General features: G+C 73.8%; 16 protein-coding genes. 13 read left to right on the top strand and 3 right to left on the bottom strand.

Annotation, left to right across the window (positions count from 1 at the left end; translation table 11 throughout):
- Positions 1 to 26: 26 nt before the first annotated feature.
- The 3 genes from ACZ43H_RS09050 to ACZ43H_RS09040 all read left to right on the top strand — a co-directional run bounded on the left by ACZ43H_RS09050 (position 27) and on the right by ACZ43H_RS09040 (position 1,757).
- Positions 27 to 398 carry a hypothetical protein gene (locus ACZ43H_RS09050; protein WP_379180329.1) on the top strand — a complete coding sequence of 124 codons (372 nt, stop codon included), beginning with the start codon at positions 27 to 29 and terminating at the stop codon, positions 396 to 398.
- A gap of 39 nt (positions 399 to 437) precedes the next feature.
- Complete coding sequence (gene ppk2 / locus ACZ43H_RS09045; RefSeq protein ID WP_464589521.1) at positions 438 to 1,259, top strand: polyphosphate kinase 2; 822 nt, start codon at positions 438 to 440, stop codon at positions 1,257 to 1,259.
- Positions 1,260 to 1,358: 99 nt separating this feature from the next.
- Entirely contained in the window at positions 1,359 to 1,757 is a 399-nt protein-coding gene (locus ACZ43H_RS09040) for a hypothetical protein (RefSeq protein ID WP_464589519.1), read from the top strand.
- A gap of 67 nt (positions 1,758 to 1,824) precedes the next feature.
- Here ACZ43H_RS09040 and ACZ43H_RS09035 read toward each other — a convergent pair whose 3' ends face one another.
- Positions 1,825 to 2,466, bottom strand: a complete 642-nt coding sequence (locus ACZ43H_RS09035) for a maleylpyruvate isomerase family mycothiol-dependent enzyme (RefSeq protein ID WP_464589518.1) — start codon at positions 2,464 to 2,466, stop codon at positions 1,825 to 1,827.
- A 372-nt stretch (positions 2,467 to 2,838) separates the two neighbouring features.
- On the opposite strand from ACZ43H_RS09035, the gene ACZ43H_RS09030 reads away from it, so the two are divergent.
- Positions 2,839 to 4,221, top strand: coding sequence for an HNH endonuclease signature motif containing protein (locus ACZ43H_RS09030; protein ID WP_464589516.1), 1,383 nt, complete (start codon positions 2,839 to 2,841; stop codon positions 4,219 to 4,221).
- Between the two features lie 209 nt (positions 4,222 to 4,430).
- On the opposite strand, the gene ACZ43H_RS09025 is transcribed toward ACZ43H_RS09030, so the two are convergent.
- Positions 4,431 to 4,856 (bottom strand): hypothetical protein, encoded by a 426-nt coding sequence (locus ACZ43H_RS09025; RefSeq protein WP_464589514.1) that lies wholly within the window; start codon positions 4,854 to 4,856, stop codon positions 4,431 to 4,433.
- A gap of 127 nt (positions 4,857 to 4,983) precedes the next feature.
- Here ACZ43H_RS09025 and ACZ43H_RS09020 point away from each other — a divergent pair, with 127 nt between their 5' ends.
- Positions 4,984 to 7,152 carry an MMPL family transporter gene (locus ACZ43H_RS09020; RefSeq protein ID WP_464590781.1) on the top strand — a complete coding sequence of 723 codons (2,169 nt, stop codon included), beginning with the start codon at positions 4,984 to 4,986 and terminating at the stop codon, positions 7,150 to 7,152.
- Positions 7,153 to 7,163: 11 nt separating this feature from the next.
- Here the strand turns inward: ACZ43H_RS09020 and ACZ43H_RS09015 are convergent, their stop codons facing one another.
- Entirely contained in the window at positions 7,164 to 10,535 is a 3,372-nt protein-coding gene (locus tag ACZ43H_RS09015) for an ATP-binding protein (protein WP_464589513.1), read from the bottom strand.
- 76 nt (positions 10,536 to 10,611) lie between these two features.
- On the opposite strand from ACZ43H_RS09015, the gene ACZ43H_RS09010 reads away from it, so the two are divergent.
- The 8 genes from ACZ43H_RS09010 to ACZ43H_RS08975 all read left to right on the top strand — a co-directional run bounded on the left by ACZ43H_RS09010 (position 10,612) and on the right by ACZ43H_RS08975 (position 21,462).
- The gene (locus ACZ43H_RS09010; protein WP_464589512.1) at positions 10,612 to 11,040 is read left to right on the top strand and encodes an NUDIX domain-containing protein; all 429 of its coding nucleotides are present in this window, start codon (positions 10,612 to 10,614) and stop codon (positions 11,038 to 11,040) included.
- 74 nt (positions 11,041 to 11,114) lie between these two features.
- Positions 11,115 to 14,213, top strand: a complete 3,099-nt coding sequence (locus tag ACZ43H_RS09005) for an FtsX-like permease family protein (RefSeq protein ID WP_464589511.1) — start codon at positions 11,115 to 11,117, stop codon at positions 14,211 to 14,213.
- Positions 14,210 to 15,055, top strand: coding sequence for an ABC transporter ATP-binding protein (locus ACZ43H_RS09000; RefSeq protein ID WP_464589509.1), 846 nt, complete (start codon positions 14,210 to 14,212; stop codon positions 15,053 to 15,055). Before ACZ43H_RS09005 ends, ACZ43H_RS09000 begins: the two co-directional genes overlap by 4 nt.
- A complete protein-coding gene (locus ACZ43H_RS08995; protein ID WP_464589508.1) occupies positions 15,052 to 15,708 on the top strand; it encodes an ABC transporter ATP-binding protein in 657 nt (218 codons plus the stop codon). The genes ACZ43H_RS09000 and ACZ43H_RS08995 overlap by 4 nt, the downstream gene beginning before the upstream one ends.
- A gap of 7 nt (positions 15,709 to 15,715) precedes the next feature.
- The gene (locus ACZ43H_RS08990) at positions 15,716 to 16,651 is read left to right on the top strand and encodes an SMP-30/gluconolactonase/LRE family protein (protein WP_464589506.1); all 936 of its coding nucleotides are present in this window, start codon (positions 15,716 to 15,718) and stop codon (positions 16,649 to 16,651) included.
- 57 nt (positions 16,652 to 16,708) lie between these two features.
- Positions 16,709 to 18,637, top strand: a complete 1,929-nt coding sequence (dxs, locus tag ACZ43H_RS08985) for a 1-deoxy-D-xylulose-5-phosphate synthase (protein WP_464589504.1) — start codon at positions 16,709 to 16,711, stop codon at positions 18,635 to 18,637.
- A gap of 9 nt (positions 18,638 to 18,646) precedes the next feature.
- Positions 18,647 to 19,951 carry a gluzincin family metallopeptidase gene (locus ACZ43H_RS08980; RefSeq protein WP_464589503.1) on the top strand — a complete coding sequence of 435 codons (1,305 nt, stop codon included), beginning with the start codon at positions 18,647 to 18,649 and terminating at the stop codon, positions 19,949 to 19,951.
- Between the two features lie 17 nt (positions 19,952 to 19,968).
- The gene (locus tag ACZ43H_RS08975) at positions 19,969 to 21,462 is read left to right on the top strand and encodes an amino acid permease (RefSeq protein ID WP_464589501.1); all 1,494 of its coding nucleotides are present in this window, start codon (positions 19,969 to 19,971) and stop codon (positions 21,460 to 21,462) included.
- Positions 21,463 to 21,470 lie beyond the last annotated feature (8 nt).

The raw sequence follows: 21,470 nt of genomic DNA, 5'->3' as shown, positions 1-21,470 counted from the left end.
GTTCGATCGCGAGGTATGCTCGTACGGTGCCCACGTACGTCGCCCCGCCCGGCTGGCCGGCCCCGGTCCGGCCGCCCGACGCCCCCGACTGGGAGCGGACCGCCCAGAACTGGCTGCTCGACATCTGCCCGCCGGAGTACCGCTCCTACCCGGCGCTGCGCCGGCACCCGGTCGTGCTCGCGCGGTTCGCGGTGGTGCACGTGGAGGCGCAGCAGGCGGCGGTGCGCCGGGGGCTCTCCGAGGCCCGGGCCGCGCTGCGCGACGTGGCGCAGCTCGACGTGGTCGAGGCGGCCGTGCAGACCTGGCAGGCCGAGGAGGCGCGGCTGCTCGGCGTGCGCCGCGCGGCGGGCCTGGTCGAGGAGGCGATCCGCGGGCGACGCTTCGTCGCGCGGCTGTGAGACCGTCCCGCGGGTCGCGCGGCGCCGTTAGGGTGGGGCATGGCCAAGCATGCGCACGGCTCCGGGCCCGACGAGCCGATCCCGGACAAGGTCTACGAGGCCGAGCTGGTCAGACTGCAGGCCGAGCTGGTCAAGGTCCAGGAGTGGGTGCGCGCGGAGAAGCAGCGCGTCGTCGTCATCTTCGAGGGCCGCGACGCCGCCGGCAAGGGCGGCACGATCACCCGGATCACGCAGTACCTCAGCCCGCGGGTGGCCCGGATCGTCGCGCTGCCCGCGCCGACCGAGCGCGAGAAGGGACAGTGGTACTTCCAGCGCTACATCGAGCACCTGCCGAGTGCCGGTGAGATCGTGCTGCTGGACAGGTCCTGGTACAACCGCGCCGGGGTCGAGTGGGTGATGGGCTTCTGCACGCCGGCGGAGTACCGCCGTTTCCTGCACCAGTGCCCGATCTTCGAGCGGCTGCTCGTGGAGGACGGCATCCTGCTGCGGAAGTACTGGTTCTCGGTGAGCGACCGGGAGCAGCAGAAGCGCTTCAAGTCCCGCCTCGAGGACCCGATGCGACAGTGGAAGCTCTCCACGATGGACCTCGAGTCCATCACGCGCTGGGAGGACTACTCGCGCGCCAAGGACGAGATGATGGTGCACACCGACATCCCCGAGGCGCCGTGGTACATCGTGGAGAGCGACGTCAAGAAGCGCGCCAGGCTGAACATGATGGCGCACCTGCTCTCGACGATCCCCTACACCGACGTCGCGACCCCGGTCCTCGAGCTTCCGCCACGTCCGAAGCCGAAGGGCTACGAGAGGCCGCCGCGGGAGCAGACGACCTATGTGCCCGACCACTGCGCCACGCTGACCTGATCCGTGGCCCGTCACGGTTGTGTGGACTGTCCGCTCTTGCCACGATTCGCACCCCCATGAGCGAGCGGCTTGAGGCACTCGTCTGCTGGAATGGCGGCCATGGAGCCCCGCAGGGATGACTCGCCGCCACCGTACTTCGGCGACCATCCGAACGGTGCCTACTGGACGGCCTTCCGCCCGGACGGCTCAGTCGATGGCGACGTCGACGCGGAGGAGGACTTCACCATCGAGGGCACCCGGCTTCGGATCATGTGGGACGAAGGCGCTGGACCGTTGTGGGGCGATGAGGGCCTGCTCCCGGACGATCCGCCCTGGCTGCGACAAGCGCTGGGTCTGAGTGACTCGCTGATCGCTGACCTGCTGGCATGGGTGCGCGACATGGACGCAGCCCGCGAGCGAGGCCAGTCGCAGGCACTTCTCAATCCTCGGGGGCTCCAACTCGCTGATCGCCTGCAGGCCGAGGTCGGTTCCCGGTTCCGGGTCCGATTCCACCCTTAGTCGGAGCGCCTCGGTGTCGGAGCAACGTCCGTGTCTGCCGCGATCCGGGCGAATGGGACACTCCTGGTCAGAGGCGGGTGTGGAGCACGGCGGCGCCCGGGCCGGTGAGCTCGCCGGGGTGGACCGGTCGGCCGGCGAGCACCAGCATCAGGGCTTCTGCGGCGCCACGGACCTCCGCGCCGCGGCCGTGCGCCCAGTCCACGTCGGTCGCGACCAGGCGCAGGCCGCGGATCCGGCGTACGACGCTGCCGCCCACCGGGATGGACGCCGGCCACCGGGTGTGGGCGAAGAGGTCGGCGGTCGGGACGAACGCCTCCGCCGGGATCGGCCGGTGGCTGTCGAGTGGGCGCCGGATGTCGAGCGGGTGGACGACCGCGTCCCCCAGCGCCGCGATGGGTGGCATGCCGATCGGCGTCGCCCCGCTCCTCGCGTCGGCGCGCAGCTGGTCGAGGATCGCGGCGGTGCCGCGCGTTGCGGCCCGGACCGCGCTGTCTGCGATGAACTTGTTGATCCGCAGGCCGGACCGCGCCAGCCCGCCCAGCGACTCGCCGACTCCCATCACCGGCGCCCAGGCCAGGTGGGCGGCCACGTCCTGCACCGTCCAGGCCGTGCACAGCGACCGCGCCGCCCACTGCTCGGGAGTGAGCGTCTCGAGGTACTCGATGAGTGCGAGGCGCTCGGACCGGATGACGCCGGACAGGTCGCTCATGCTTCGAGTGTCGGCCGGGCGCTCGGACGCGTCGAGGGTCCTTTGGGTGTGTGCAGGCCTGCTGTGGTCTGCGGCCGCGGTCGTCGAGCAGCGAGCGCCAGCGAGCGACGTCGTGACCCCGCAGCGCGGGCAGGGCCGCCACGCCCGCGCCGGGCCTGCGGGTCGTGGGTGATGGCGGTCTCGGCAGCTACGGGGGAGGTACGCCGCGGCCACTGAGGGTCTCCCGGCTTCCGGTTCGCGGTAGGCACCCGACGCACGGTCGCGACCCCGGGCCGGTCGCGCACCAAAGTTTTACTTTCGGGTTTCCCCAGGACCCCCGGATCGGGCCCGTTCCGGGGGTCGACTGTCGGTGGTCGGTGAGACCATGGACTCATGTTCGAAACAGACGCCAACTGGGATGCGGTCGAGGTCGATGACCTCGATGCAGGCGGCGTGCTCGAGCTCCTCGAGGTCCGCAAGCAGGGCGCTCGTGCGGAGGAGCGCGGCAAGCTGCGGCTGGCCCTGCACTGGGCGGTGCTGCACCCCGCTACCGCCGACACCGGGGTCGCGACCTGGGGCGGACCCAGCGTGCTGCTCACCGACGAGACCCTGGGTGGGGACGGCACCCCGGCGCTGGCCGCCTTCGCCCCGGAGCCGTTCGCCGCGACCCTGGAGGTTTCCGCCCAGGCGGGGATGGCGCTGATCGCCGACGCCCTCGACCTGCAGTTCCGGCTGCCCCGGATCTGGCGGCTCGTGCAGGCCCTGGCGGTCGAGCCCAATCGCGCGCGGCAGGTCGCGAAGGCCACCCACCAGCTCTCCAGGGCCGCCGCGGCCTACGTGGACGAGCAGCTCGCACCTCGCCTCGCGTCGTGTGGGTGGAAGGCGGTCGAGACGACCGTGGCGCACGCGATCGCCAAGTTCGACCCCGACCTCATCGAGGCCAAGGAGAAGCGCGGCCGGCAGGGCTGGCACGTCACCCTCCGCCACGACCACCCCGGCCAGTTCGACGGCACCAGCTACCTCGACGTCGCCGGCGACACCCTCGACCTCACCGCCTTCCACGACCTGGTCTGCGACCAGGCCGCCCAGCTCAAAGCCCTCGGCGATGAGGACGACCTCGAGATCCGCAAGGCCAAGGCCCTCGGTGTGATCGCCGCCCAGCAAGCCACCCTCGACCTCCTCACCCTCACCGGAAAAGACACCGACCGGAGCGCACCAGGGGCGGCACCCGCGAAGCCGCGACCGCCCAAGACCCGGCTCTACCTCCACCTCTCCCTGGCCGACCTCGCCACCGGCTGCACCACGACCGCAGGCCCTGGCCGTGGCGACGGCGGCACCGTGACCGGCACGGTGGAGCGGCTCGGGCTGGCGAGCATCGACCTGATCAAGGACTGGGTCGGCCGCTCCCGGGTGACGATCCAGCCGGTCATCGACCTCGCCACCACCCGCGCGGTGGACGAGCACGACCCGCCAGCGTGGATGGCCGAGCTGGTCATCCTGCGCGACGGGCACTGCGTCTTCCCCTGGTGTGCCGTCGACGCCCGGCATACGGACCTCGACCACATCGAGCCGTACGTCCCGATGGACGAGGGCGGGCCGCCGGGCCAGACCGCCCCCGACCGGCTCGCACCCCTCTGCCGGCGGCATCATCGCGCGAAGACCAGCCGCCGATGGCGATACCGGCGACGACCCGACGGCACCTACGAATGGCACGGCCCCCTCGGCCGCAGCTACCTGGTCACCCCCCACGGCACCATCCGGCTCGACACCAACTGAGCACCCCAGCACCCGCGGGCCCGATCACCCGGCACCCACCGGGTCATCGGGCCTGCCGTGCTGCCCACGATCACCGACCCGGGTCGGCGCCCCGACTCGGCTGCGGGTCTCGACGACTCACTCGCTCGCTGCTCGACCACCGGGTGGCGCTGGCTGGCGCTCGGATTTCGGCCACCGGCGCCCGCGGGGGGCACGACGCCGGCGGGGGGTCACGACGCCGGGCAGGTCACCGACAGCACGCGGACGTAGGAGCCCGAGCCGAACGGGCGGGAGACCTCGAGCAGGCCCGCGCGCACCTCGACCTTGCGTCCCTCCTCCCGGAGGCACGGCGGCAGCGTGCCGCTGCCGGTCCTGCCGCCGGCTCGCCAGACCACGTCGTCGAGCCGGAACGAGATCCTGTCGCCGTCGGGGGTGTCGACGTAGCCGGTGGGCACGTTCGCGGCCACCCGTTGGGCGGTGCCGGTCACGACGTGCGGGTGGTGGGCCGTCCACGGGCTGCGGACGCCGAGCGCGTAGCCGAGCGTGGCGAGGGCCAGCCCCAGGACCACGGCGACCGCGATACGCGGCCACGGCCGGCGTGCGGACGGCCGCGCGCCCGGCTCCGCGTGACCGGTGGACTCCCGCACGTCGCTCATGGCCCGAAGTATGGGCCAGGCGTGGCGCCCAGGCCTCCAAGTCGACACCAAGAGCCCTCCAAGAGCCCGGCGCGAGCCTTTCGTCATCAGGTCTCACACCTCTGACGGGAGAAGAACCGTGTCACGCATGCTCTACCGCCTCGGCAACGGCGCCGCGGCCCACCCCTGGCGGACCATCGCCGCCTGGCTGCTGCTCATCGGCGCAGCCCTCGTCGCTGCCGGCGCCTTCGGCGGCACTCCCCAGGACGACTGGGACGTCCCGGGCGCCCGCGCCCAGACGGGCATCGACCAGCTCCGCGACCATGCCCCCGGCGGGGGCGGCTCGTCGGCGCAGGTCGTTGTCCACGACCGCGACGGCGCCAAGCTCGCCACGGCGGACCTCCGCGACGTGGCCCGGAACCTGCAGGAGGTCCCGCACGCAGCGCAGGTCAGCGAGCCGCGGCTCTCCGACGACGGCGACACCGCGCTCTTCACCGTCACCTACGACGTGCCGACGACCGACCCCGACATCATGGGCAACGCCGGCGTCGACCAGCTCGAGAAGGCGCTCGCGCCGACGGAGGCCAGCGGCCTCCAGACCGAGCTCGGGGGCGAGCTGCCGGCGACCGGCGGCTCGGAGATGAAGGGCACCGGCGAGATGGCTGGAGTCGTGGTGGCCCTGGTGCTGCTCGTGCTCGCCTTCGGTTCCGTCGTCGCGGCCGGCCTGCCCCTGGTGGTCGCGTTCACCGGCCTCGCAGTGGGTTCGGCGGGAGTCACCCTGCTCGCGAGCACCATGGACGTGAGCACCTCGGCACCGATGGTCGCCACCATGGTCGGTCTCGGCGTCGGCATCGACTACGCGCTGCTGCTGGTCACCCGGCACGTCGAGTTCCTCGCCCAGGGCTACGACAAGCGCGTGGCCGCCGGCCGGGCCGCGGCCACGGCGGGACGCTCGGTCGTCTTCGCCTCGGCGACCGTGCTGGTGTCCCTCATGGGCCTGCGCCTCGCCGGCCTGTCCGTCTACGCGAGCTTCGGCTTCGCCACCGCGATCGCCGTGCTGTCCGTGATGGCGGCCGCGATCACCCTGGTGCCCGCCCTGTGCGGCCTGGCCGGCCACCGCCTGCTCCCGCGCAAGGTCCGCCGCGGTCGGGTCGACACCCGCAAGGTGCCCCTCACCGCCCGCTGGGCCGCGGGCGTCGCCCGCCGCCCGCTCCTCGCTGCGATGGCCGCGCTGATCGTGCTGCTCACGCTGGCCGCGCCCACCCTGGCGATGCGCACCTGGCCGCAGGACGGCGGCAGCAACAGCACCGACACCACCATCCGGCGCGCCTACGACCTCATCTCCGAGGAGTACGGCGCCGGCGCCAACGGGCCGTTCACGGTCGTGGTCGACAACGCCGCGGTGAGCCCGGCCCGGACGGAGGCGCTGGCCCAGCGCCTCGCCGACGAGCCCGGGATCGTCGGGGTGACGCCGCCGCAGACCACGCCGGACGGCGCCCTCACCGTCTTCGAGGCCCAGCCGGCGTACGGCCCCAGCGACGAGCGCACCAGCGACCTGGTCCGCACCCTGCGCGACGAGGTGCTGCCCGACGGCGCCGAGATCACCGGCACCACGCCGCTGTTCGCCGACATCGCGGTGATGCTGACCGAGCGGATCTGGCTGGTCGTCGGATTCGTGGTCGGCCTGTCGGTCCTGCTGCTGACCATGATGTTCCGGTCGGTGGTGGTGCCGCTCAAGGCGGCGGTCATGAACCTGCTGTCGATCAGCGCGGCGTACGGCGTGCTGACCGCCGTGTTCCAGTGGGGCTGGGGGAGCGGGCTGCTCGGCATGGACCACGCGGTCCCGGTGTCGAGCTGGATCCCGATCCTGATGTTCGCCATCCTGTTCGGCCTCTCGATGGACTACGAGGTCTTCCTGCTCTCCCGGGTCCGGGAGGAGTGGGAGGCCACCGGGGACGCGCGAGGCAGCGTCGAGCGCGGCCTGGCGTCCACGGGCCGGGTCATCTCGTCCGCGGCGGCGATCATGGTCGCGGTCTTCCTCGGCTTCGCCACCGAGGCCGACGTGGTGGTCAAGATGCTCGGCTTCGGCATGGCCGTGGCGATCGTCCTCGACGCCACCGTGGTCCGGCTGGTGCTGGTGCCGGCGACGATGACCATGCTGGGCCGCTGGAACTGGTGGCTCCCGGGCTGGCTGGACCGCCTGCTGCCGACCATCGAGGCCGAGGCCTCGGCTGACCTGTGGGACGAGCTCGACGGGCTGCCCGCCTCGAGGGAGACGGCGGAGTCCGAGGACGAGCGGACGCCCGAACCCGTCTGAGGCCCGTCCGCCTAGAAGGAGAACCGGTCCCGCTCGCCACGCAGCCACTGCGCGGCGAGCGGGACCCGCCACGTCTCGCACAGCTCCTCGGCGCGGTCGGCGTGCCGGGTGGCCAGCGCGCTCTCGCCGGTGGCGGCGGCCGCCATCGCCAGGAACATGTCCACCGGCCCGAGCGTGCTGCCGGACCCGGCGCAGCAGGGCCGGCCGGCCAGCCCCGCGAGCCGTTCGTACGCCGCCGCACCGAGCTCGCGGTCGCCGAGGCGCAGCGCCGACTCGGCCGCCATGCTCCACGCGAGCGCCGAGAACCAGAAGTCGCTCTCCATCGCCCGGACGACCTCGTCCCGGTGGGTCCGGTGGTACTCCTCGGCCTCCTCGACCCGACCCGCGCGACAGAGCAGGGCGACGATCGTGGTCGCGATCGGCAGGAAGGTCGTGCCGTCCAGCGTCATCAGGACCGACACCATCTCCTCGTGGCGCCCCTGCCACAGCATCTGTGCGAGGAACGCCCCGGAGACGGCCTCGTCGAACTGCGGGATCACCGTGGTGCGGCCCAGCTCCACCATGTGCTGCACGATCAGGTCGGCGCGCTCGTGCTCGCCGCGCATGGCCAACCACGACACCTCCAGCGAGTCGAGCACCATCTCGGCGTACAGGTGCCGCACCCGCCGGGCCTGCGCCCGGGTCTCCGCGATGCCGCGTTCCATCTCCTCGACCAGCCCGAGCTCGCCCTCGGCGACCGTGCGCAGCGTAAGCGCGGTGGCGAGCGAGAGGTCGTCTCCGCGGCTCCGGGAGATGGCGACGGCCTCGCTGGTGAGCTCGCGGCGCAGCGCTGCGGTGTCGGAGCGCCAGACCGCGATGGCGGCGCCGAGGCAGGCCCACAGCGTCAGTCCGGGGTCGTCGAGCCGACGGGCCATGGCGACCGCCTCGGTGGCCAGCGCCTCGCGCTCGGCCGGGCCGGTGCCGTAGTAGATCTCGCTGGCCAGCGCGAGCATGACCCGGCACCGACGCGGGTCGTCGCCGTGGGGGAGCCGGTCGAGGGCGTCGCGCAGCGCCTGGGTCACGACCGGGTCGACCTCGCCGTGCTGGGTCGACTGCCACAGCGCGTCGGTGCTGGTGATGATGCCGGCCTGCTCGAGCAGGTCGGGGTCGTCGAGCCGGCGGGCGTGCTGGATGGCCCGGTGGGCCACCTCCCGGACCCGCACCCAGTCGCCCACCCGGCGTTCGGCGTCGGCGAGCGCGACCAGCAGGTCGAAGCGGTCCCGGTCGTCGGCCGTGAGGTCGTCGGCCTGCACCTCCACCGCGCGCCGGAGCAGCTCCACGGCCTCCTCGTGGGCGTGCACGCGGGACGCGGCCGCCGCGGCGTCCAGGCAGGCCCGCCAGGCCCGGTCGGCGTACCGCGGACCACCCTCCAGCCAGTGCCGCGCCACCTCGGCCTCGTGCCCGGAGCCGCTGGTGAGCGCCTCCCCGGAAAGTGCTCGAGCTGCCCGCACGTGGATCCGGGCGCGCCGCGAGCGCGGCAGCGTGGCGAGCGCGGCGTCGCGCACCAGCGCGTGGGTGAAGCGGAAGCGGTCCACGCCGTCCTCGGCGACCAGGCCCGCGTCGGCCGCGGGCTCGAGCAGGTCGAGCACGTCGTCCTCGTCGGTGCCGTCGGTCGCGGCCAGCACGCCGACCTCGAACCGACGCCCGAGGACGCTGGCCGTGCGCAGCAGCTCGCGGGTCTCGTCGTCCAGCCGCTCCATCCGCCGGGTGAGCACCTCCTGCACGGCGACCGGCGGCTGCTCCTCGGCCAGCAGCCCCGCGAGGTCGCCGCGGTCCCCGGCGAGGCGGGCGTACTCCACGAGGAAGAAGGGGTTCCCGTCGGTACGCCGGCACAGGGCGGCCGCCTCGTCGCTGCTCGGGTCGGCGCCCGCGACCGCGGACACCACGCGACCGGAGTCCTCGCTGGTCAGGCCGCGCAGCTGGAGCCGCAGCGCGTGCCGCCGGGCGAGCGCCTCGGCCACCTCGGCCAGCGTCCCGGTCGGCGCCGGGTGCTCGCGCCAGGTCGCCACCACCATCAGCCGTGGCGCGCCCGCCCCGCTGGCACTCGCCTCGCCGAGCAGCCGCAGCACCCGCAGGCTGGAGGTGTCCGCCCAGTGCAGGTCGTCGAGCAGCAGGAGCAGCGGTCGCCGGGTCGCCGCCTCGAGGACGGTGCGCACGACCGTGTCCCACGCCCGGAAGCCGGACGTCGAGTCGTCGGCGCCGGGCTCGAGGACCGGCAGCTGGGAGCCGAGGCCGCCGAGCACCGTCGCCCACGGCCACAGCGCCGGGGCGCCGTCGTCCTGCGAGCAGCGGCCGGCGACCACCTGCACCCCACGCGCCGCCGCGTGGTCGGCGAGCTCGGCCGCGAGCCGGCTCTTGCCGATGCCGGGCTCCCCGGTGAGAGCGGCGAAGGCCGGCAGGTCCGGAGCGCGGCCGTCGGCCACGTCGCCGAGCAGCCCGGTGAGGGCCGCGAGCTCGGCCGTCCGGCCGGCCAGCGGCCACGGCGACGTACGACGGGGGAGCGTGACCGCCGGGGTCGGCGCGGCGCCGGGTGCGGCGGGCGCGCGCACCGCCTCCTGGCGGAGCACGGCGGCCTGGACGGCCCGCAGCTCGGGTCCCGGCTCGAGGCCGAGCTCCTCGTCGAGCAGTTCGCGCACCTCGCGGAGCGCGGCCAGCGCGTCCGCCTGACGTCCCGACCGCGCCAGCGCGATCGCCCGCAGCGACCAGAGCCGCTCGCGCAGCGGGTGCTGCCGGGTGAGCGACTCGAGCTCGGCCGTCGCGGTGGCCTCCCGGCCGAGCATCACCTCGGCGGCGCAGCAGCCCTCGTGGGCGAGCAGCCGCAGGTCCTCGAGGCGGGCGCGTTCGGAGACGGCCGCGGACGCGTCCCCGAGGTCGGCGTACGGCACACCGCGCCACAGCGCGAGAGCCTCCCGCAGCCCGGCGAGGAGCTGGTCGAGGTCGCCGGGCGGCTCGGGGTCGCGCCCCGAGCACAGCGCCTCGGTCAGCGGCCCCAGCCGGCGGTGGGCGGCCGCCGCAGCGGACTCGAACGCGGCGGCGTCGAGCTGGTCCGCGCCGACCCGCAGTGCGTACCCCGGCGGCTCGGTCACCAGCACGGCCGCCGGGCTGCGCAGCGGCCGGTCCGGCTCGAGGACCCGGCGCAGCCCCGCGACGTAGGCCTGCAGCGACGTGGACACCCCGGCCGGCGGATGGCCGGACCAGACCAGGTCGGCCAGCGTGTCCGCGGTGACGGCGCGCGGGTGGTGCAGGGCGAGGGCAGCGAGCAGCGCACGCTGCTTGGGTGTCCCCAGGTCGACCGCCGTGCCCTCGCGGGATGCGGCGGTGCTCCCGAGCACGCTGATCCGCATGCGTGAAGGATAGGGCGGATCGGCCCGCCCGCGGCGGGTTCGGCGACAGCCCGGGCCCGGCCGTTACGTTGACTCCATGCACCGCTTCGCCACCGTGATCCTCGTCGACCCCCGCGGCTGGCTGCTCCTGCAGGAGCGCGACGAGCACCCGGTGATCGACCCCGAGAAGTGGAGCCTGTGCGGTGGCCACCTCGAGCCCGGCGAGGAGTTCCGGGCCGGCGCGGTGCGGGAGCTCGAGGAGGAGACCGGCATCCGCGTGGAGCCGGACGAGCTCGAGCTCTTCGCCGAGCTCGAGGTGGTCCACGAGGCCTACGGCGGCGTCGACACGATGCAGGTCTTCGTGGGCGCCACCGCGCTGACCGACGACGACGTCGTGCTGGGTGAGGGCCGCCAGATCGTCTTCGTCGAGCCCGGGGCGGCGCGCGCCCTCGACCTGAGCGCCTCGGCCGCCCGCGTGCTGCCCTCGTTCCTCGACTCCGACCTCTACCGCAGGCTGCGCACCTGAACACGGCGATTCCGGTTGAAGGCCGACCGCGCGGGTGACAGAGTTGCGCGGCTGCCGAGGGGGAGAGCGCGGAGATGAGACTGAGGTACCGGCCGTTCCAGGCCATCGCGATCGCGACGCTGGCGGCGCTCGTCACCGCCTGCGCGGCCTTCGCGCCGCTCTACGACCGGGCGATGCGACAGGCGCTGACCGACATCACGGTCGAGCGGGCGGAGCCGGCGGTGTCCGGCCTGCAGCTGAGCGCGATCACGTCGGACCCCGGTCCGACCTTCGGGACGGTCAACCAGAACCCTCCGCCCTCGCCGGAGGAGGTCGCCGTCAAGGTCGACCCGGCGTTCCGTGGCTCGTTCCTCACGCCGATCCTGGGCTACTCGGGTGAGGCGACGGTCGAGCCGGGCGCCCGGACCGACCCCCGTGGCCTCCTCGTGTGGCGTGACGGTGCCTGCGAGCACGTGCGGTTCGTCGAGGGCGGATGCCCGGACGGGGTCGCCGACGTCGCGATCAGCGAGGCGGACGCGCGCAACTTCCACCTCGAGGTCGGTACGACGTTCAAGGTGGCCGGGCTGCCCGCCAACGGTGACCACGTCAAGGTGCCCACGATGAGGTTGACGGTGGCCGGTGTCTACCGCCAGCAGCCCGGCGACTACTGGTTCGGCCTCCAGCTCACCGGTCGCTCCGGCCTCGTCGACCCGACCCCGCCGAGCCACGTGCAGCACGACGTGTGGCTCACCGGCCGGGCGACGTTCACCGACCCCTCGCTCCCGCCGCTGAACGCACAGACGTCCACCGTCGACCTGCCGCTGGACCGGGAGCATGTCGGGGTCGACGACGTGCTCGCCCTGGCCGACGCCGTCGACCGGATGGCCGAGGAGTCGCGGCTCGACGACTCGGGCGTCATCGTCGACGTGCACTCCGGCCTCCCCAGCCTCGCAAAGGACATCCGCGACCAGACGAAGCAGTCGCGGGTGACCGTGCCGCTGCTGATGGCCCAGCTCGGCCTGCTCGCGGTCGTCGTGCTGTGGCTGGTGCTGCTGGCGGTCACCGAGCAGCGCCGGCCCGAGGTGGCGCTGGCCAGGTTGCGGGGACGCGGCCGTCGCGGTGCGCGGGGCCTGCTCCTCGGGGAGCTGCTGCCGGTCGCGCTGGTGGGCGTCGTGCCGGGCGCGGCCCTCGCCGTGCTCGGTGCCTGGGTCGCGCGCGGGCTGGTGCTGCCGGGCCACGCGCCGTTCGAGCTCGGCCTGCCGTTCGTGGCCGCGCTGGCGCTGGCCGTCGTCGTGCTCACGGGGGTCACCGTGCTCGCCGTCTCCCGGGTCGCCCGCGAGCCGGTCGAGACGCTGCTGCGCCGGGTGCCACCGCGGCGCACCAGCTGGGCCCTCGGTGTCGGCGACGCCCTCGTCGTGGCGGGCGCCGGTGCCGTCGTCGTGCTCTTCGCCACCGGCGGCCTCGACGGCCCGGTCGCGCTCGCGGCCCCCGGCCTGCTCGCCATCGTGGTCGGTCTCCTGCTCGCCCACCTCACCACCCCCTCGGCCGCGATCGTCGGCCGTCGCCTGCTCGCCCGCGGCCGGGTGCGGGCCGGCGTCAGCGTGCTCGACGCGGCCCGCAGCCCGGCGACCCGCCGGATCGTCGCGATGGTCACCCTCGCCTCCGCGCTGGCCGTCTTCGCCGCCGACGCCCTCACGGTCGGGGACCGCAACCGGGCCGCCGCGGCCGCCCAGGAGGCCGGTGCCCCGATGGTCGTGGAGGTCCGGGGCAACGACCTGCGCGCCGTGCGCGCCGCGCTCGACGACGTCGACCCCGACGGCCGGACGGTCACGCCGGTCGTCCGGGTGCTGGCGCCCGGCACCGACGGCGGCAGCGTCCTCGCGGTCGTGCCCGACGCGTTCCGGCGGATCGCCCTGCAGTCCGGCGCCACCCCGACGCCCGCGGCGGTCTGGGACCGGCTCGCCGTGCCCGACACCAAGCCGATCCCGGTGACCGGATCCCGCCTCTCCCTGGACGTGGACGACTCGACGCTCGCGTCGCGGCGCATCGACGGCAAGACCAACCCGGTCACGATCGGGCTGGACCTCGTCGACGCGAGCGGTGCCACCCTGCACACCACCCTCGGCCAGGTCGACGGCCCGACCGACCACGGCCGCCTCGCGACGGACGTCTCCTGCCGCGACGGCTGCTACGTCACCGCGGTCTGGGCCAGCACCTTGCCCGGCGCCACCATCGACGGTCGGGCAACCCTGCGGCACCTGGTCGGCATGCCCGGCGGCGACGAGGCCGCCATCGGGCCCGCTGGTCGCTGGACGGCGTACGACGACCCCGCCACCGGCACGTTCCAACCGCAGTCCACGAGCAGGGACCGGCTCACGATCGCGGTCCACAGCGAGGGGCCGGCGCTGATCTCGATGGCCCAGGCCTGGCTCCAGTCGGAGGCCCCGGCGCTGGTCTCGCGACCGCTGCCGGCGAGCGGCAGCGACCACCGGTTCACCACCGTCGGGCTCGACGGCGAGGAGCAGGCGGCCGTCGACGTCGGTGAGCTGCCGCGGGTGCCGGGCTCGCGCCCGGGCACCACCGTGGTCAACCTCGACGCGGTCTCGCGGGGCCGCGCCGTCGCCGCGACCGCCGTGATCCAGGTCTGGCTCGCCGACGACGACCCGGCGCTGCTGGCGCGGACGACGGACGCGCTGGCCGAGCACGGCGTCACGGTGGCCGAGACCTCGACCCTGGCCGGGACCCGACGCACCTACGACGAGTCGACGGCGGCCTGGAGCCTCCAGCTGGCCGTGGTGATCGGCCTCGCGGCACTGCTCATCGCGCTCCTGGTGCTGGTCGTCAGCGCCGTCAGCAGCTGGCGGTTCCGCGCTCGCGACCTCGCGGCGCTGCGGATGAGCGGCATCCCCGGCGGCTCGATCGGGACGATGGCGGTCGCGGCGCAGCTGCCCGCGGTCGTCCTCGGGGTGGTCGCCGGGACCGTCTCCGGCCTGTACGGCGCCCACCTCGCGCTGCCGATCGTGCCGCTGTTCGCGTCGGCACCGGAGGTGTCGACCCTCGACCTCGCCACCGCGTGGGGCGTGGTGGCGGCGGCCGCGCTCGGTGCGCTCATCGTGCTCGGGCTCGGGGCGGTCCTCATCGGCCGGGCCCTGGCCCGGCGCTCCGACGTACGACGACTCCGGGAGACGGTGTGAGCAGCGGGACCAGGGTCAGCACCCATCGGCTGGTGCACATCTACCGCTCCGAGGGCCACGAGGTGGCCGCGCTGTCGGGGGTCGACCTCGACGTGGCACCCGGCGAGATGGTCGGGCTGCTCGGCCCGTCGGGCGCGGGCAAGTCGACCCTGCTGAGCCTGCTCGCGGGCGTGTTCCGCGCCAGCGCCGGCAAGGTGTTCGTCGGCGAGCTCGAGCTCTCGGCGGCCTCGCCCCGCGAGCTGGACGAGATGCGTGCCAACGACGTGGCGCTGATGCTCCAGGGAGCGGCGCGGAACCTGCTGCCTTACTACTCGCCCCTCGACAACGTCCGGTTCGCCCAGGGCGCCGCCCGCAAGGCCGGGAAGGACCTCCCGGAGCCCGAGGACGTGCTCGCCCGGGTCGGCCTGTCGGCGGAGGCCGAGCGGCCGCTCGCGGCGCTGACGCCCGGCCACCTGCAGCTCGCAGCGCTCGCGGTCGCGATCGCGCCCCGGCCCGGGCTGCTGCTCGCCGACGAGCCGACCAGCCAGCTCGACCACCCGGCGCGCGACCAGGTCCTCGGCTGCATGGCCGACATCAACCGGGACCTCGGCACGACCGTCGTGATCGTCACCCACGACCCCGACGTCGCCGCCTTCCTGCCGCGCACGATCACCATCCGCGACGGTCGGGTCGGCGGTGAGGGCCGCTCGGGCGAGGAGTACGCCGTGGTCACCCCCGACGGCTTCCTCCCGCTGCCGGTGCACGTCCGCGAGGACCTCGCCCCCGGCACGCTGGTGCGCTTCCACCTCGTCGACGGCAGCTACGTCCTGATCCCCGAGCGAACCGAGGAGGCCGGCGCATGAGCGGGCTGCTAGCCGAGGGCGTCACCGTCCGGTACGCCGACCTGGTCGCCCTGCGCGACCTCGACCTGGACCTGGCCCCGGGCACGCTGGTCGCCGTCACCGGCCCGTCGGGGGCGGGCAAGTCCACGCTGCTGTGGGCGCTGGCCGGCGCGCTGGTGCCCTCGCAGGGGCGGGTGCGGTACGCCGGCACGGAGCTGGCGAGCCGCGAGCAGGCCGCGGAGCTGGGCGTGACCATCGTCCCGCAGGGCAACGGGCTGGCCTCCTCGCTGACCGCGGCCGAGAACGTCCTGGTGCCGCTGCTGTCCACCGGCGTGCGGGCGGCGGAGGCGCACCGACGCACCACGGACGCGCTCGCGCTGGTCGGGCTGGAGGAGTCCGGGACCCACCTGATCGAGGAGCTCTCGGGCGGCCAGCAGCAGCGGGTCGCGCTGGCCCGGGCCTTCGCCGCGCGGGCCGAGGTGCTGCTCGCCGACGAGCCCACCAGCGACCTCGACGCCGCCAACCGGGAGCGGACCATGACAGCGCTGCGCGCGGAGGCGGAGCGGGGCGCGATCGTGGTGATGGCGACCCACGACCCCGAGGCGGCCGGGCAGGCCGACGGAGAGCTCCACCTCGACGAAGGTGTCGCCTCCTGGCGCCGTCGACTGGTGTGATGTCCGGGTGACCACCCAGCGCACCCTCTCCGTGATCCCCGTCCCCGGCCCGGGCGCGGAGGACGTCGTCGTCGGCACCAGCGGCCCCGACGAGGGGGCGGTCTTCACCGGCACCGCCGACGGCAGCATCTGGCGGGTCGGCCACGACGGCCGGCGCCTCGACCGGGTGGCCCACACCGCGGGCCGGCCGCTCGGGATCGAGCTCGACCCCGACGGGCGGCTGCTGGTCTGCGACGCCCACCGCGGTGTGCTGCGCGTGGACCCCGCGACCGGGCTGGTCGAGCCGGTCCTGCACCGGGTGCACGGGCGGCCGATGGTCTTCTGCAACAACGCCGCGGTCGCGTCGAGCGGCGACGTCTGGTTCTCGGACTCCTCCACCCGCTACGGCATCGAGCACTGGAAGGACGACTTCGTCCAGGACACCCGCACCGGCCGGTTGCTGCGGCTGCGCCCCGACGGCGAGGTCCAGGTGGTGCTCGACGGGCTCGCCTTCGCCAACGGGGTGGCGCTGAGCCGGGACGAGGCGTTCGTGGCGGTCGCCGAGACGGCCGCGCGGACCGTCGTACGCCACTGGATCACCGGACCGCGGGCGGGACAGCGGGACCTGCTCGTCGACGACCTCCCGGGCTACCCCGACAACATCGCACGCGGCAGCGACGGCTCCATCTGGGTGACGATCGCCTCACCCCGTGACCCCGTGGTCGAGCGGATCCAGCGTGGCCCGCGCTGGCTGCGCCGCCAGGTGACCCGCATCCCCGTGAAGCTCCAGCCGAAGCCGAAGCAGACCGTCCGCGTGCAGGCGTACGACGACGAGGGCCGGCTGGTGCACGACCTCGACGCGCCGGCCGACGGCTACCACATGGTCACCGGGGTGCGCGAGCACGAGGGGCGGGTGTGGCTGGGCAGCCTCGAGGAGCCGGCCATCGCGGTTCTCGATCTCTGAGGCGTGCCGGATACAGTGAACGGTCGGCACCATCCACACACCTGATCCGGAGGACCCATGGGCTTGCTGGAGTCGATCTCGACCCCGGAGGACCTGAACGATCTCTCCGAGGAGCAGCTCGACACCCTGGCCACGGAGATCCGCGACTTCCTGGTCGCGACCTGCTCGCGCACCGGCGGTCACCTCGGACCCAACCTCGGGGTGGTCGAGCTGACGCTGGCGATCCACCGCGTCTTCGACTCCCCGCGGGACCGGGTGGTCTTCGACACCGGCCACCAGGCCTACGTGCACAAGCTGCTCACCGGTCGGATGGCCGGGTTCGAGAAGCTGCGCCAGGAGGGTGGCGTCAGCGGCTACCCGAGCCAGGCCGAGTCGCCGCACGACATCGTCGAGAACTCCCACGCCTCGACCGCGCTGAGCTACGCCGACGGCCTGGCCAAGGCCTACGCCATCCGCGGCGAGGACCGGCACGTGGTCGCCGTCATCGGCGACGGCGCGCTGACCGGAGGGATGGCCTGGGAGGCGCTCAACAACATCGCGATCGCCAACTCCAGCAAGCTGGTCATCGTCGTCAACGACAACGGCCGCTCCTACACCCCGACCATCGGCGGGCTCGCCAACGCGCTCACCGCGCTGCGCACCAACCCGCGCTACGAGCAGATCCTCGAGATGGTCAAGAAGCGCCTCAACGCGGTCAAGGGCGTCGGCCCGGCGGCGTACGACGCCCTCCACGCGATGAAGAAGGGCCTCAAGGACGCGCTGGCCCCGCAGGGCCTCTTCGAGGACCTCGGGCTGAAGTACGTCGGCCCCGTCGACGGCCACGACCGCGCCGCGCTGGAGCACACGCTCGCGCAGGCGAAGCGGTTCCAGGGCCCGGTGATCGTGCACGCGCTGACCCGCAAGGGCTTCGGGTACGACGCCGCCGAGCGCCACGAGGCCGACCAGTTCCACTCGCCCGGCCCGTTCGACGTCGACTCCGGTGAGGAGGTCCCGAAGGGCCGGATCTGGACCGACGTGTTCGCCGACGAGATCGTCCACATCGGCCAGCGCCGCAAGGACGTCGTCGGGATCACCGCGGCGATGATGCACCCGGTCGGGCTGCACCACTTCCAGGCCCGGTTCCCCGAGCGCACCTTCGACGTCGGCATCGCCGAGCAGCACGCCGCCACCTCGGCCGCCGGGCTCGCGCTCGGCGGGCTGCACCCGGTGGTCGCGGTCTACGCGACCTTCCTGAACCGCGCGTTCGACCAGGTCCTCATGGACGTCGCGCTGCACCGGTGCGGCGTCACGTTCGTGCTCGACCGGGCCGGCGTGACCGGTGACGACGGCGCCTCCCACAACGGCATGTGGGACATGTCGATGCTGCAGGTGGTGCCCGGGCTGCGGCTCGCGGCGCCCCGTGACGCCACGCGGCTGCGCGAGCTGCTCAACGAGGCCGTCGAGGTCGACGACGCCCCGACCGTGGTGCGCTTCCCCAAGGGTCCGCCGCCCGAGGACGTCCCCGCGGTCGGCAAGGCCGGTGGCGCCGACGTGCTGGTGCGCAAGGGCACCAAGGACGTGCTGATCGTGGGCGTCGGGTCGATGGCCACCACGGCCGTCGACGTCGGCGAGCGGCTGGTCGCGCAGGGCATCGGCGTGACGGTCGTCGACCCGCGCTGGGTGATGCCGGTCGACCCGGCCCTCGTGCAGCTGGCCCGCGAGCACCGGCTGGTCGTGTCCATCGAGGACAACGGCAAGATCGGGGGCGTCGGGGCGGTCCTGCTGCAGACGCTCAACGAGGCCGGTGTCACCACGCCGTTCCGCCTCCACGGCATCCCGCAGGAGTTCCTCGACCACGCCAAGCGGGCGGTCATCCTCGAGCGGATCGGGCTGACGCCGCAGGCGTTGGCGCTGTCCATCGTGGAGGACATCTCGACCGGTTCCCGGGACGGCATCACGGAGCTGGCGTCGGGAGAGTCGCTGGTCGAGTCCGACCAGCCGCTCTAGGCTCCCGCCATGCGACGTCCGCGACCTCCCCGCGGACGTCTGCGGCCGGCCCCGGCGCGGGTGCCCGTGCCGGTGCTCGCGCTGGTGCTCCTCGCCGGCGTCCTCACCGGCTGCACCGACGACGCCGGCAGCGCCCCCGCACCGGCCCGGGCGGCGTCGGTCCCGATCGACGTCGTCCGCGCCCTCGAGCGCTCGCTGGAGCGACGGGCCGACGCGGTGCGTCGGGGCGACCTCGAGGCGTTCGTCGCCGGCCTGGCGCGCCGCCCGGCGTTCGTCCGCGACCAGCGCACCTGGTTCGGCAACCTCGCCCAGCTGCCGCTGGGCCGGTTCGGCTACACGCTCGACCCCGGCACCCTGGTCCGCCACGGTGACGACTACTGGGTCGTGGTCGAGCGGCACCTGCAGCTGCAGGGCTACGACCCCCGTCCGGTGACCACGCCGGACCGGTTCCGGTTCACACCGGGGCGGCGTCCGGGTCACTACCTGCTGGCGTCGACGAGCGACGCGGAGTGGGAGCGGGCCCACGACGTGCGGCCCGCACCCTGGGACACCGGGCCCGTCCAGGTCCGCTCGGCCCCCGGGGTGCTCGGGGTCTTCGACGGGGCCAGCGTCGCGTCCGCCCCCGCCCTGCTCGACTCGGTCCAGGACGCGGTCGGCTCGGTCGCCGCGGACGTGCCCTACGCCTGGTCGCGGTCGGTCGTGGTCTACGCCCTCTCCGACGCCACGTTCCTGACTGCGCTCGCCGACGTCCCGGGCGACGAGCCCACGCGGGTGGGGGCCATCGCGTTCCCCGTCACCGCACGGCCCGGCGGCCGGGTGGTCGCCACCCGGGTGGTGCTCAACCCCCGGCTGCTGTTCGAGGACGACGAGGAGCGCGACCGGCTGCTGCGCCACGAGGTCACCCACGTGGCCGTCGGCACCCACGACGACCGCGCGCCGGTGTGGCTGGCCGAGGGCGTCGCCGAGCTGGTGTCCGTGCGCCCGATGGCGCCGCAGGACCGCCTGCTGCCCGACGCCGCCGTCGAGCAGGCCTCCACCGTCGACGACCTGCCCGAGGACGCGACGTTCAACGACGCGCGCTCCGCCGAGCACTACGCGGTGGCGTGGTGGGCCTGCGAGTACGTCGTCGACGCGTACGGCGAGGCGACCCTCTGGGACCTGGTGGACGCGATGGGCGAGGCAGGGGCCGACCCCGACGACGTGCTCCAGCTCCAGCTCGGATTCTCCTCGGAGGACCTCGCGGACAAGGCGGTGCGGATGATCGGGGCGACCTTCGGTCCACGCGGGCACGGGGGTCGTCGGGAGCCCTCATGAGCCGCTAGCGTCCTCCCATGGACGTCTTCCGGACCAAGAACGTCGAGCGCTCCATCGCCGAGACCGACGAGCCCGAGCACCGCCTCAAGAAGAGCCTCGGCGCCCTGGACCTCACGGTCTTCGGCGTAGGCGTGATCATCGGGGCCGGGATCTTCGTGCTCACCGGCACCGTGGCCGCGTCCAACGCCGGCCCGGCGGTGGCGATCTCGTTCGCGATCGCCGGCCTCGCCTGCGCGTTCGCGGCGCTCTGCTACGCCGAGTTCGCCTCCACCGTGCCGGTCGCGGGCAGCGCCTACACGTTCAGCTACGCCACGTTCGGTGAGCTCGTCGCGTGGATCATCGGCTGGGACCTGGTGCTGGAGTTCACCATCGGTGCCTCCGCGCTGGCGACCGGCTTCTCCGGCTACTACCAGAAGGTCGTCGACGGCACGCCTTTCGAGGTGCCCACGTCCTTGAGCTCCGCGGCCGACGGCACCGTCGACCTGCCGGCCGTCGTCGTCTCGTTGCTCGTCACCGCGGTCCTGGTCGGCGGCATCAAGCTCTCCAGCCGCCTCAACCAGGTCATCGTGGCCATCAAGCTGCTGGTGATCGCGGCGGTGATCATCTTCGGCATCGGCTACATCAGCGGCGACAACTACTCGCCGTTCGTGCCGCCGTCCCAGCCGTCGCCGGCGGGGGAGGGCGGCTTCCTGCACGCGACGCTGATCAGCTCCATCTTCGGCATCGACCCGGCCGTCTACGGCTGGGCCGGGGTGTTCTCGGGCGCCGCGATCGTGTTCTTCGCGTTCATCGGCTTCGACGTCGTCGCCACCACGGCGGAGGAGGCGCGCAACCCCCAGCGCGACGTGCCGCGCGGCATCCTCGGCTCGCTGGCCATCGTCACCGTGCTCTACATGGCGGTCAGCCTGGTGATCACCGGCATGCAGAGCTACAGCGACATCGACCCGACCGACGCCGCCCCCCTGGCCACCGCGTTCGACGCGGTCGGGCTGGACTGGATGGGCCGGCTGATCTCGATCGGCGCCTGCGTGGGCCTGATCGTCGTGGTGATGATCCTGGTGCTCGGCCAGACCCGCGTCGGGTTCGCGATGGCCCGCGACGGGCTGCTGCCCCGCGGCCTGGCCAAGGTGCACCCGCGCTTCGGCACGCCGTACGTCTTCACGATCATCACGGGCATCACCGTGGCGATCATCGGCGGCCTGGTGGACCTCGCCACGCTGGCCAACCTGGTCAGCATCGGCACGCTCTTCGCGTTCGTGCTCGTGAGCATCGGGGTCGTGGTGCTGCGCCGGACCCGCCCGGACCTGCCGCGCGCGTTCCGGACGCCCGCGGTGACCCTCGTGGCCGGGTGCGCGGTGCTGATGTGCGTCTACCTGATGCTCAACCTGACCGGCGAGACCTGGGTGCGGTTCCTGATCTGGATGCTGATCGGCTTCGTCGTCTACTTCGGGTACGGCGCTCGCCACAGCCGGGTCGGGCTGGCCCGGGCGGAGGAGCAGGCCTCCGCCTGACGACGTCC

The organism is Nocardioides sp. DN36 (assembly GCF_055380375.1).
The sequence above is the reverse complement of the archived record's forward strand: the minus strand, read 5'-3'. Positions and strand labels throughout refer to the sequence as shown.